Below are 14543 nucleotides of genomic sequence, written 5' to 3'. Positions count from 1 at the left end.
CAAATGAATATTTGTTAAGAAAGCAAACTTATTTTATTATTCCTTTGAGTCAGAGAATGGTGTTTGAATGAAAATTCTTTTCTTTATTTAGCTGGATTCTCTATCTTTGCCCGAAAATATACGACTATGATTACCGAAGAACTACAGAAACTTTATCAGTCATATACAGGTGTTCCCGCTGAAAACATCGCAGAATTACCGTCTTCCGGTTCCAATCGCCGTTATTTCCGTCTGACGGGCATACAAACACTGGTTGGAGTATATGGAACCTCTATTGATGAGAATGAAGCTTTTCTTTATATGGCAGGACATTTCCGTAAAAACGGCCTGCCGGTTCCCGAAGTTTACATTGCATCGGAAGATAAAACTTGTTATCTGCAAGAAGATTTAGGTGATACTTTATTGTTTCATGCCATTGAGAAAGGCCGGGCCACCAGTGTATTTTCCGAGGAAGAAAAAGAACTGCTCCGCAAGACGATCCGTTTACTTCCCGCTATTCAGTTTGCCGGTGCTGACGGGTTCGACTTTTCCCGTTGCTATCCCCAACCGGAGTTCAATCAGCGTTCTATCCTTTGGGATTTGAATTACTTCAAATATTGTTTTCTGAAAGCTACCGGAATGGAATTTCAGGAAGACAAACTGGAAGATGATTTTCAGAAGATGAGCGATGTTCTGCTACGTAGTTCTTCCGCTACTTTTATGTATCGTGATTTTCAGAGTCGTAATGTGATGATAAAAGACGGGGAGCCGTGGTTTATCGACTTTCAGGGAGGACGTAAAGGTCCGTTCTATTATGACATAGCCTCTTTCCTGTGGCAAGCGAAAGCGAAATATCCGGATAGCCTCCGTAAAGAACTGCTGCAAGAATATATAGACGCTCTTCGCAAATACCAACCGATTGATGAATCCTATTTTTATAGCCAACTTCGTCACTTTGTTCTTTTCCGTACGTTGCAAGTGCTGGGGGCTTATGGCTTCCGCGGATACTTCGAAAAGAAACCTCATTTTATTCAAAGCGTTCCCTATGCTATCGAAAACCTGCGTGAATTGTTGAAAGAAGAATACCCGGAATATCCGTATCTCTGCGAGGTTTTGCGGGAACTTACCGGACTGAAACAATTTACGGACGACCTGAAAAAGCGGCAGCTTACTGTCAAAGTGATGAGCTTTGCCTATAAGAAAGGAATTCCTGATGACTCTACCGGCAATGGAGGAGGCTATGTATTCGACTGTCGGGCCGTCAACAATCCCGGTAAGTATGAGCGTTACAAACCTTTCACCGGACTGGATGAACCTGTAATCACTTTCCTCGAAGAAGATGGTGAAATACTCCGTTTCCTCGATCATGCCTATGCTTTGGTAGACGCCTCCGTAAAACGCTATATGGAACGTGGATTCAGCAATTTGTCCGTTTGTTTCGGTTGTACCGGAGGGCAACACCGTTCTGTTTATTCAGCCCAGCATCTGGCAGAACACCTGAATCAGAAATTTGGTGTGAAAGTCGAACTGGTGCACCGGGAACAGAATATAGAACGTACGTTTGAGGCAACCATCTAAAGAGATTAACTATAAAGGAGGAAGTTACGAATAAAATGAAAGCAATGATATTTGCTGCCGGTTTGGGTAGCCGGTTGAAACCGCTTACCGATACCATGCCTAAGGCTATGGTTCCCATAGCCGGACATCCGATGTTGGAACATGTGATTTTAAAACTGAAAGCTGCCGGATTCACGGAAATTGTGATTAACATCCACCATTTTGGCGATCAAATACTTGACTTCCTGAAAGTCAATGAGAATTTCGGGCTTACCATACATATTTCCGACGAACGTGACTTGTTGCTCGATACTGGTGGAGGAGTCAAGAAAGCCCGTTCTTTCTTTGAAAATTCGGATGAACCTTTCCTGATACATAATGTAGACATTCTTTCAGATGTGAATCTGAAGGAATTATATGACTATCATTTACAGAGTGGCGGTGTGGCAACTTTACTGGCAAGCCGACGTAAAACCTCTCGTTATCTGCTTTTTGATGAAAAGAAGAAACTTTGTGGCTGGACTAACAAGGATACGGGACAGGTGAAGCCGGAGGGATTCCAATATGATGAATTATGCTATCAGGAATATGCATTCAGCGGTATCCATGTCCTTTCACCTGCCATTTTCCAATTTATGGATACGCCTCGTTGGGAAGGGAAGTTTTCTATTATGGATTTCTATCTTGCCACTTGTCGGCAAATAAACTATTCCGGTTATCTTGCAGAGAATTTACAACTGATTGACATCGGTAAACCGGAGACATTGGCTAAAGCTGAAAGTTTTCTATACCAAAGCACCAAATAAAGATACAGAAAGGGACCAAAAGGTCCCTTTTCTAATATGTAGCAAAATATTTGTTTAACTTTGCCCGGCTGAACAAACGAAATTGCAATACTATACAAATCTTGCTACATGGAACAGATTCGGATAAATGGGATAGCTGATAATTTATTACATGACATTTTTAATGATTTGTCTGTAGGACTCGAGTTGTATGATAAGGATGGCATTATGATAGATGTCAATTATTCCCGGTTGAGATCAATGGGGATAAAAGACAAAAAAGACATTTTGGGTTATAATCTATTCAACTATACGAGTTTCTCTGATGAAATCAGAGAACAAATTAGAAAAGGGGAGACTGTGCGTTTCGTTGCAAAATATGATTTTGATGCCTTACGTCATCTTTTCCCTACTTGTTTGTCCGGTACTCGATTCTTTGAGATCACTGTTTCTTTCGTTCATAATGAAAAGTCTGAAATTACGAATTATATGGTGATAACTCAGGATGTCACCGAGCGTATCTTATGGCAAAACAAATATGATAATCTCTATGAAGAAGCTGTGCGCTCGAAAAAAGAACTCCTTGAGAGCGAACAAAGGATGATTCATTTGATTCGTCAGAATGAATTGGTGCTGAACAATATTAATTCAGGCTTGGCGTATATTGCAAACGACTATATCGTACAATGGGAGAATATCTCGCTTTGTAGTAAAAGCCTTTCGTATGAGGCTTATAAGAAAGGAGAACCTTGCTATTTGACAGCCCATAATCGCAACGCTCCTTGTGAGAATTGTGTGATGCAACGTGCCCGCCAATCCGGTCAGGTAGAGTCTATTTTGTTTAATCTGGATAACAAGCACGTCATTGAAGTATTTGCTACTCCTATATTTAATGAACAGGGAGATGTTGATGGTGTGGTAATTCGCGTGGATGATGTGACCGAGCGGCAGCACATGATTGGTGAACTTGAAAAGGCGAGGAGCCGGGCTGAACAATCCGATAGGTTGAAGTCTGCTTTTCTAGCAAATATGAGTCACGAAATCCGTACTCCGCTAAATGCTATCGTTGGTTTTTCCGACTTGCTGATGGTGACGGAAGATAAAGAAGAAAAAGAAGAGTTCATTCAGATTATCAATGCCAATAATGAATTACTTCTGAAACTGATTAATGACATACTGGATCTTTCGAAAATAGAAGCCGGCTCGGTAGAATTGAAATACGAGGATTTTGATCTGGCTGTTTATTTCAATGAATTGGCTGCTGCAATGCATCGTCGTGTAGTGAATCCACAGGTTCGTTTGGTTGCTATGAATCCTTATGAATCTTGTATCGTTCGTCTGGATAAGAACCGGTTGGCACAGATTCTCACCAATTTTGTAACTAATGCCATCAAATATACCTGCGAAGGAATGATTGAAATGGGATATGAAAAGATAAACGGGAGTATTCATCTTTATGTTCGTGATACAGGCATCGGCATACCGGAAGATAAAAAAGACAAGGTGTTCCAGCGTTTTGAAAAACTGGATGAGTTTGCGCAGGGGACCGGATTGGGATTATCTATTTGTAAAGCCATAGTTGAGGCTTTCAAAGGAGAGATAGGTTTTGAGTCGGAATTTGATAAAGGATCCCTGTTCTGGGCGGTTCTGCCGTGCCAGTTCGAATCGGTCGACAGCGGACTGTATATTTCCCGTCAGCGCCTTGGGAGGGAAGTGGAAAAAGAAGAACCTCATGCTTCCGAAGAGATGAAGTCTTCTAAAAGAGTGCTTGTAGTAGAAGATATTCAAAGTAACTTTTTTTAGTATCTTCTATATTGAAAAATAAATTTCAGTTGTTACATGCTCCGAATGGGCTGAAGGCGGTTGAGATCGTCCGGACTCAACCGGTGGATCTGATATTGATGGATATGAAGATGCCTGTTATGGATGGGCGTACTGCAACTTCCGAGATCCGGAAGTTCAATACGGAAATACCAATTATCGCCTTGACCGCTCATGCTTTTGATGCCGACCGGGTGGCTGCTTTGAAAGCCGGTTGCGATGATTATCTAGTGAAGCCGATCAATGGAGCGAAGTTGATGCAGACGTTGAAAGAGTATGGTTGTTAGATGATTTCTTTTTGAGAATCTTTTACTTGCGAAATGTGCTAATCATGCAAAGCTGATTAAGAATATACTAATATGAAAAAAAGTATATTATATCCTTGCTGCTTCTAATATTTCGACCACTTATTTGTAGTATATAGAAAAATGCCCGGCATTTCAAATTATGGAATGTGAAATTGTTTGGTATTTTGTAATATTGCTATTAAAATGTCTGTGATGAGGCTTACTTATCATAGATGTATGTGCTGTTTTTTCTTATTTCCTATCCTTTATGTTATTTAAAACGTCCGACTGTTTGGAAGTAAACTAGCTTACAAATGCCTTTTTAAGAGGGCTACTATACCTTGGTCGGTGGCTAAGGAGGACTTCCTCGGTGAGCAACGGAACCTTGCTCACCGAGGAACGACCTGTTGCACACCGGGGAAACTTATCCATCTCTTAAAGAAAAATGCATATTATCAGAGAATAAATGTGGTATTTCTCTGATAGTATGCATATATATGTAATATCTCAATGCTTTTCTATGCTAAGACACTTCTTTCTGCAGTTATTTTTTCTTCTTGAATCTGAAAAATAGCACACATATAGTGTCTGGAGGAGAATAGGATTGTTATATTTGCTAACTATTATATTTAAAGGTTTCCATATTTGGTTTGGAAGATGTTCAATGATGTCTATAATGCTCTAATTTGTCGATGAATTGGACGATTTTAGACAAAATTGGAAGAATTATAGTAAAAATAGAACATGTGCTTTCGATAACCACATCTATATTTGCGTATCGATTTCAGCAAATAAACTGGAATAAGCTTTTTAATCTTTAAATTTAATAATTTATAAAAATGACTTCTATGAAGAACCTATCAAAAGTTTTTCTGCTATGTTTCATCACATTGTTTGTGTTTTCTGCGCAATCCATGGGACAAGGAAAGACCATTACCGGTCAGGTAGTGGATGCTCTAAATGAAAGTATGCCTGGTGTCAATGTACAAGTAAAAGGTACTACTAATGGAACAATTACCGACATTGATGGAAAATTCTCCATTTCCGTTCCAAACTCAAAATCTGTGTTGATCTTTACTTTTATCGGTTATTCCAAACAGGAAATCATGGTTGGAAATCAGACTAAAATGAATGTTCAATTAAAAGAAGATGCACAAAATTTGGATGAAGTAGTTGTTGTCGGTTATGGAACGGCTAAAAAGAGCGATTTAACAGGTGCCACTGCCAGTCTCCGTCCTGATGCAAATGATGCTTCAAAAGCTGTATCCATCGATGGATTATTACAAGGTAAGATTGCAGGTTTAAATGTAACTGCTTCAATGTCTACTCCGGGTGCTGCTTCTTCTGTTACTATCCGCGGTGCTAACTCGTTACGTGGAGATAATCAGCCATTATATGTGATTGATAATGTGCCGCAAGCATCTACTGGTGAATTTGCCGAGTCTGCTGTAGGCAGTGGTGACTTCCAAATAGCTCAAGATCCGTTGAGTGCAATCAATCCTAATGATATCGAGGATATTACCGTCCTGAAAGATGCTTCCGCTACTGCAATTTACGGCTCTCGTGGTGCTAATGGTGTAATTCTTATTACAACTAAAAAGGGAAAGGCCGGAAAGGCAAAAGTGAATGTCACAGCAAATTTTACGATAGCTAATGCGCGTAACTTGCACGATATGTTAAATTTGGAAGAATATGCCGATTACTCAAATTCTAAATTGGACCAGCCGCGATATTATTTGCAACCTAATGGTGAAATGCGGTACGTATTTAGTGGTAATGAGTCCGCTTATCAGGCAGATCCGAATAATCCGGAATTATATAAGGTTATTACCTATCGTGACTGGCAAAAAGAGGCATATGCATCAGCTTTCTCACAAGTCTACTCGGCTTCTGTCAGTGGAGGAACTGCTGGTATGAAATATTATATATCGGGTAACTTTAAAGATATTAATGGTATTGTAGAGAATACAGGAATAAAACAGGGTGACTTGCGTGCCAATTTAACTGCTGAATTATCTAAAAAAGTAACTTTAAATTTGATATTGAGTGGTTCATTGAAGCAGAATGACATGATGACGGGTGGTAATACAACTGGAGGCGTTGCCGGATCTTTGGCTCGTACGGTTCTCGATACAGCTCCTTATATTGTTCCTGATGATGATCCGGGTGCTTTGGAATCAAAAATGAATGTTTTTAGTTGGGTAAATGATTACGATGATATTACGAATGATAAAACATTCAACGGAAGTTTGAATCTGAATTGGAATATTAATAAATATTTCTCGTATAGCCTGCGTGCAGGAGGAAATATTATAGTGAATGACCGTAAGCGTTGGTACGGGATTCAGTTGCCTCCGGGAGAAAACGTGAAAGGTTTATTGGCAATCAGTAATGTCAATAAGTCTAATTATACAGTGGAAAACCTGTTAAACTTTAACATGGATTTGACAAAGGATTTTCGTCTGTCGGCTACTGCCGGTATCACTTATGATGAATATCATTTTCTGACAGAGAATGTTTCAGGTAATACTTTTTCTATCTATGACTTGCGTACAAAAGGATTATCCAATGCTGGAAAAGTAGATGTGAAACAACCTATACAAAAAGATTATCAGCTGCTTTCTTATTTAGGACGTGTTAATTTATCTGCTTATGATAAGTACTTGTTGACAGCTTCATTGCGTGCTGACGGATCCAGTAAATTTAAAAAAGGTAATCGTTGGGCATATTTCCCTTCTTTCTCATTAGCATGGCGTATGGAACAGGAAGCTTATATGAAGAGCATCGATTGGTTAAGTCAGTTGAAGGTACGTGTGGGTTATGGTGAGACAGGTAATCAAGGTATTGATCCATATCAGTCTCTTTCTATTTATGAGAATAAGGTGGACTATGCTGATGGAGATGGAAATAAATTGACGTCTATGCAAATCAAAAGCCTGCAAAATGAGGGCTTGAAGTGGGAACGTACTTCTTCATGGAATGCTGGTCTTGACTTTGGTTTCTTTAATGGCCGTCTGAATGGTGCATTTGATTATTACCGTAAAAATACAAAGGATTTGTTGGTTGAACGTGCTTTGCCATATTCCAGTGGGTTTGCAACAGTGATGATAAATGAAGGATCGTTATTGAATAAAGGTTTTGAATTTAGTTTAAATGCTGATATCATTCGTAGTAATGGATGGAAATGGAATATAGGCGGAAATATTGGTTTCAACAAGACTACTATTGAAAATTTAGGTTTGGAAATTTCTGATATAGGTTCTTTGAAAGGAGTACGTGGTTATTTAGGAAAGACGATTGGCGATCATTTCGGACCTGCAAATATTTTTATTGAGGGTAAAGCTCCGGGACTATTTTTCGGTTATAAGACACAAGGAATTATTCAGGAAGAAGATGTAGTTGATGGTAAAGTAGGATATATCTCATCGGATGGTTCCACTAAATATTACACTTCATCTGCAGGAAATGATATGGCAGCTGGTAATATTAAATGTGTGGATGTGAATGAAGATGGTGTAGTGGATGCTAACGATATGGTTGTGATAGGTGATCCGAATCCCGACTTCACCTATGGTTTCCAGACACGCCTGGAATGGAAGAATATCTCTCTTTCAGCTTCTTTCACAGGCGTTTATGGTAATGATATTCTGAATACAAATATCCGTTACGAACAAACTCCTTCCAGACAGGCCGGAAACTTGAGAAAAGATGCTTATTATAATGCATGGACTCCGGAGAATCGTTCTAATTTATATCCGTCATCTACTTCAAATGTAAAAGGCGTTGTTTATGATCGCTACATAGAAGATGGAAGTTATTTGCGCTGTTCGGATATTACGCTGAATTATGTTTTGCCTAAAGAGTGGATGACTAAGATAGGGTTTCAGAATACCAGCATTTTTGCTTCAGTGAAGAATGCATTTGTGATTACCAATTATAGTGGATATGATCCGGAAGTAAATAGTTTTGCATTTGACGGTCTGCGTCGGGGTGTTGATATGAATGCTTTCCCCAATATGCGTTCTTTTGTGTTTGGCTTGAATGTAACCTTTTAATTTACAATAAATGATTATGAAAATGAAGAAATTAACCTATATATTTTTATTGGCAAGCTGCTTATTACTGGCTTCTTGTGAATCGTGGTTGGATGAAGATCCGCAATATACATTGAATACACAAATTCAGTTTTCTACTTCTGAAAAGGCGCGTGCAGCATTGTATGGATGCTATGGTTATTTTGCATTGACTAGTGGAGGATATGGTCAGCATTGGCAGGAAATTCCGGTACGGTATAGTGGTTTCGGATGGGCCCAGACCAATGGGGGAACAAATGATATGTGTGGATGGTTGCAATGTGACTATACAGATGATTTGCTGACAAATGCATGGTATGTGATGTATAAAGTAATTAATGAAGCTAATGCATTTATAGCCAATGTGGAAAGCACCTCTTTAGAAGATAAAGACGAAATGGCTGCAGAAGCTCATTTCTTGCGTGCCTTGTCTTATTATAATCTTGCGGTATGTTGGGGAGATGTACCTTTGAAAACAAGCCCTTCTTCTCATGATGGAGTAGCTGTGTCTCGTTCTCCGCGTTTAGAGGTGCTGGATGTGGTACGGACGGACTTGGAATTTGCTGCGAGATATTTACCGGAAACAAATTCTGACGGATTTCCAACGAAATGGGCTGCAGAAGCATATTTAGGAAAATTATATCATACTTTAGGCTGTTTGGGTGATGCCACAGCTTGGGAAAAAGCAAGGACCTATTTTGAAGGAGTGAAAGGTAAATATGATCTGGAACCGAAATTTTCTAATTTATTTGTTGATAAGATTAAAGGTTCAAAAGAGTCTATATTCCAACTGGGATTTCAGGTGAATGGTGAGTTGTCTTCTTTCAATAGAGGGTCTTGGGTCTTTAATCCTGCTGCATCATCTTATGGTAAGAGTTTTCATAGAGTTAAGTGTACGAAAGCATTTTATGATTTTTTTGCGGGAACCTATTTCGGAGATCCTCGTATTGAAACTACATTTATGGCAAAATGGAGAAAATGTACAAACAATGTCGGACCTGTAGCTCAAGTAGAACCTGTGCCGTCTGCCCGCGACTCCACCTATGAATATCCTTATTTCACTTATGATAGTGGTGTAAAACCGGCAGGTTGGAAAAATAACAAGTTGTTAGTTGGTAGAATTCCTTATGAGTTATTGACTAATAAAGAGAATCCGAGCGCAGATGAAATTCTGGCTATCACGGATGATGAAGCGAAATTTGATGAGAAATACCGTAAAGGATTGAAAGATTATCTAAATGTATGTACTGCTGCAGGTAGAACAGGAGAAAGAGCGGCATGGCCTCATTTTGCAAAAACCTTTGATATGAATATGGCAGGTATTGCCAGTCATAAAAATCTGATTTTATATCGTTATGCAGATTTATTATTGATGTTGGCTGATGTCTATAATGAATTGGATAGAAAAGACGATGCTATTAATACGGTAGATCTCGTGTTGGCGCGTGCACGTAAGTCGGGAGCTAAGGTTTCTGCACAACCAGCCAAATGGGAGTCAACCTTAACAAAAGATCAAGTACGTGAAAAGATATTCTTCGAAAGACTTTTTGAAGGTGCCGGTGAAACTGAAATGTATCAAATGATGCGCTTGCGTGGAACTGAATATTTGAAAAAAGCGCTTACTGTGAATAATAATCACTCCATAACTAAAAAGTGGCAGGAAAATAATCCCAATGCAACGGGAGTCTGGGGAGAACGTATTTACAATAATGGAAATTTGGATGATGAGACTTTCTTGAAGAAGAATCTGTTGTTCCCCATTCCGCGCGATGAAATGAATACTAATATAGCTATTACGGAAAATAACTTCGGCTATTAAAAAAATGTAGTTATAACAGGTAATTTTAGATTTCCCGGATGCAGAGGAGGGGTGTTTCTGCTCTTCATTCGGGTTTTCTGTTATTAGTAGAAATCATTGTATATGTTTTCTAGGATTTGCTGGATTGGGAATGAGTCGTAAATAGTGTTTTTTACTACTTTTTCTTTATGAAACAGCTAGAAGTGGAGAATATTGGAAATTAATTGGTGATTTGTGAACATAGATTTGGTCGACAGCCCCCTACCTTTGTCACAACAATCTTATACAAAATAGTATTTATGGAAAAACTGCAATCAAACTTATTTTTTCCTTTAGCGGGAGTAGCTGCTATAGCTTCCCTAGCTTCTTGTGCAGGCAAGCAAAAACCTGCGGAACAGCAACCTCTGAACATTGTTTATATCATGACAGACGACCATACGGCTCAAATGATGAGCTGTTATGACACTCGCTATATGGAAACTCCGAATCTCGACCGTATTGCAGCTGACGGAGTACGTTTTACTCAAAGTTTTGTGGCCAATTCTTTAAGTGGTCCCAGCCGTGCCTGCATGATAACGGGTAAACATAGCTGTGCAAACAAATTCTATGATAATACCACTTGCGTTTTCGACAGTTCTCAGCAGACTTTCCCTAAACTCTTGAGAAAAGTCGGTTATCAGACCGCATTAGTCGGTAAATGGCATCTTGAGAGTTTGCCATCAGGATTTGATTACTGGCAAATCGTCCCCGGACAAGGAGATTATTATAATCCGGACTTTATTACGCAGGACAATGATACCATTCAGAAACATGGTTATATCACCAATCTTATTACGGATGATGCCATTGACTGGATGGAAAACAAGCGTGACCCACAAAAGCCTTTCTGCCTTTTGATTCATCATAAGGCTATTCATCGTAACTGGATGGCAGATACTTGCAATCTGGCTTTATATGAAGACAAGACCTTCCCGTTGCCGGATAATTTCTTTGATGATTATGAAGGCCGTCCGGCTGCCGCTGCACAAGAAATGAGCATCGTGAAAGATATGGATATGATCTATGACCTCAAAATGCTGCGTCCTGACAAGAACTCGCGGTTAAAATCACTGTACGAAAGATTCTTAGCCCGAATGGACGAAGGACAACGTGCTGCATGGGATAAATTCTATGGTCCGATTATCGATGACTTCTACAAACAGAATCCGCAAGGCAAAGACCTTGCCAATTGGAAATTCCAGCGTTATATGCGTGACTATATGAAGACGGTTAAATCGCTGGATGACAATGTAGGTCGTGTACTCGATTATCTGAAAGAAAAAGGATTGCTGGATAATACACTTGTGGTCTATACTTCCGACCAGGGCTTCTATATGGGCGAACATGGCTGGTTCGACAAACGATTTATGTATGAAGAATCCATGCGTACACCGCTTGTCATGCGCTTACCGAAAGGCTTCGACCGTAGAGGGGATATCACCGAAATGGTACAGAATATCGACTATGCACCCACTTTCCTCGAATTGGCAGGAGCAGAGGTGCCATCGGATATTCAGGGAGTCTCGCTTGTTCCTCTGTTGAAAGGAGAACATCCGGAAAACTGGCGCAAGGCACTTTATTATCACTTCTATGAATATCCGGCCGAGCACATGGTGAAACGCCATTATGGAATACGCACAGAACGCTATAAACTGATTCATTTCTATAATGATATCAACTGGTGGGAACTCTATGACATACAGGCAGATCCGACAGAGATGCATAACCTCTACGAGCAACCTGAATACGAGCCGGTAGTGAAGGAATTGAAAGAAGAGATGTTGAAACTACAAGAACAATATAATGACCCTGTCCGATTCTCCCCCGAAAGAGACAAGGAATAACCCTGAAATAATATCATGATAAAATATATCTTCATACTGTTGACCGGATTTCTGGCATCAATAGTGACAGGATGTGATAATACAAACTTAACACGCAGTATTTCTATGGTTCCGCGCCCGGCACAGATGATGCCGGGCAGTGGCAACCATTTATTCTCCGATCAGACAGTTTTTGCAGTGGAGAATGAGGAGCAGGCGGAAATTGCAAGAGGTTTGATTACTTTGTTTACTCGTACAGCCGGTTTTACCCCCAAACTGAATGTAGGAGGAGAGGGGAATGTCCGTTTGCTGACAGACCCTTCTTTGAAGAGCGAAGCCTATTCTTTGGAAGTTTCTCCCCAAGAGATCGTTATTAAGGCTTCGGATAACAAAGGCTTTTTCTATGCCTTACAAACAATTCGCCAATTACTTCCTCCCTCCATTGAAAGAGAAAGTTTGTTGGACAAGAAATTGGAATGGAGCATTCCGGTCGTAATCATTCAGGATGAACCACGTTTCGGATACCGGGCATTGTTGTTGGATGCATCCCGTTTCTTTATTCCTAAAGAAAATGTATTACGTATCATTGATTGTATGTCAATGCTTAAACTGAATACACTTCATTTTCATTTGACAGACGACAATGGCTGGCGGGTGGAAATAAAGAAATATCCCCGATTGACGGAAGTCGGTGCGTGGCGGGTGGATCATCAGGATTTGCCTTTTCCTGCCCGTCGCAATCCGAAAAAGGGAGAACCTACCCCGGTAGGAGGCTTCTATACCCAAGAGGACATCCGGGAAATGGTGGCTTATGCTGCTGAACGTCAGGTTGAGATTGTGCCCGAAATAGATATGCCTGCTCATAGCAATGCTGCATTGACAGCGTATCCCAGACTGGCTTGCCCGACGGTGAAGGATTATATTGGTGTATTGCCCGGCTTGGGAGGACGAAATTCCGAGATCATTTATTGTGCAGGAAACGACAGTGTTTTCAACTTTTTGCAAAATGTGATGGATGAAATCATGGAATTGTTTCCCTCACGCTATATCCATATTGGTGGTGACGAGGCTCAAAAAACACATTGGAAGAAGTGTCCGTTGTGTCAGGCACGGATGAAAAAAGAAAATCTGGCTAATGAAGAGGACCTGCAAGGATATTTCATGAAGCGGATAAGTGACTATGTACGTAGCAAAGGCAGAGAGGTGATCGGTTGGGATGAACTGACCAATAGCAGTTTTCTGCCGGAAGAGTCTATTATTCTTGGTTGGCAAGGGTTTGGACAGGCTGCATTGAAGGCGGCAGAGAAAGGACATCGTTTTATTATGACTCCGGCACGCATCATGTATCTGATTCGTTATCAGGGACCGCAGTGGTTTGAACCGTTGACATATTTCGGGAATAATACCCTGAAAGACGTGTATGACTACGAGCCGGTACAAAAGGATTGGAAACCGGAATATGCTTCGTTATTGATGGGTGTACAGGCTTGTATGTGGACAGAATTCTGTAATAAACCGGAAGATGTGGACTATCTTTTATTTCCTCGTTTAGCCGCGTTAGCCGAAGTAGCCTGGACACAACCGGATAAGAAAGACTGGGCTTTGTTCCTGAAAGGAATGGACAGGTATAATGAGCATCTTGCAGAGAAGGGAATTGTTTATGCTCGTTCCATGTATAATATCCAGCATAAAGTGACTCCCGAAAATGGTGTGTTGCAAGTGAAGTTGGAGTGTATTCGTCCTGATGTGGAAATCCGTTATACAGTAGATGGTAGCGAGCCGACGGCTAGTTCATCTTTATATACCGATTCATTAACGGTAACGGCGACTCAAACCATTAAGAGTGCTACCTTTGCACAAGGTGAGCAGATGGGGCAGACGCTTGTATTACCTATTGTCTGGAACAAAGCGACCGGCAAACCTATCCTCGGAAATAAACCGAATGAGAAACTCATGACGAACGGATTACGTGGTAGCTTGAAGTATACAGACTTTGAATGGTGTTGTTGGGAGAAGAGCGACCACATATCTTTTACGATAGATTTGCTGCAAAAAGAAAAATTGAATGCTTTTACTATAGGTTGTATCACTAATTACGGCATGGCGGTACATAAACCGAAATCAATCCGTATCGCAGTTTCAGATGATAACGAAACCTATCGTGAGGTAGCAGGTCTGAATTTTACTTTCCGGGATATATTCCGTGAAGGAACCTTTATCGAAGATTTCTCCATGGATATGAAAGGAACGGAAGCAAGATATGTCCGTGTAACGGCAGAAGGGGCGGGAGAATGTCCTGCCGACCATGTACGTCCGGGACAAGAGGCGAGAGTTTATTTTGATGAAATAATGATTGAATAATCAATATTGGTTATTTGAGG

6 protein-coding genes and 1 pseudogene are annotated in these 14543 nt (G+C 40.3%); all 7 read left to right on the top strand.

All coding sequences use genetic code 11. The features are described from left to right. Positions 1-126: 126 nt before the first annotated feature. The 7 genes and pseudogenes from NXV01_RS22425 to NXV01_RS22395 all read left to right on the top strand — a co-directional run bounded on the left by NXV01_RS22425 (position 127) and on the right by NXV01_RS22395 (position 14523). Entirely contained in the window at positions 127-1557 is a 1431-nt protein-coding gene (locus NXV01_RS22425; protein WP_259023255.1) for a phosphotransferase, read from the top strand. 35 nt (positions 1558-1592) lie between these two features. Further along, positions 1593-2342: a nucleotidyltransferase family protein gene (locus tag NXV01_RS22420; protein WP_167511756.1), complete on the top strand. Its 750-nt coding sequence runs from the start codon at positions 1593-1595 to the stop codon at positions 2340-2342. A gap of 108 nt (positions 2343-2450) precedes the next feature. Then, positions 2451-4429 (top strand): annotated as a pseudogene (locus NXV01_RS22415) (response regulator). Positions 4430-5277: 848 nt separating this feature from the next. Then, the gene (locus NXV01_RS22410) at positions 5278-8484 is read left to right on the top strand and encodes a TonB-dependent receptor (RefSeq protein WP_259023254.1); all 3207 of its coding nucleotides are present in this window, start codon (positions 5278-5280) and stop codon (positions 8482-8484) included. Between the two features lie 22 nt (positions 8485-8506). After that, on the top strand, positions 8507-10321 hold the full coding sequence (locus NXV01_RS22405; protein ID WP_148364730.1) for a RagB/SusD family nutrient uptake outer membrane protein: 1815 nt from the start codon (positions 8507-8509) through the stop codon (positions 10319-10321). 278 nt (positions 10322-10599) lie between these two features. Beyond that, positions 10600-12183: a sulfatase gene (locus NXV01_RS22400; protein ID WP_148364731.1), complete on the top strand. Its 1584-nt coding sequence runs from the start codon at positions 10600-10602 to the stop codon at positions 12181-12183. A 15-nt stretch (positions 12184-12198) separates the two neighbouring features. Further along, complete coding sequence (locus NXV01_RS22395; RefSeq protein ID WP_217721164.1) at positions 12199-14523, top strand: family 20 glycosylhydrolase; 2325 nt, start codon at positions 12199-12201, stop codon at positions 14521-14523. Positions 14524-14543 lie beyond the last annotated feature (20 nt).

The sequence above is a fragment of the Bacteroides sp. BFG-606 genome (assembly GCF_024788145.1).
In the GTDB taxonomy this organism is placed as follows: domain Bacteria; phylum Bacteroidota; class Bacteroidia; order Bacteroidales; family Bacteroidaceae; genus Bacteroides; species Bacteroides vicugnae.
This window is presented reverse-complemented; position numbering and strand designations above follow the sequence as displayed.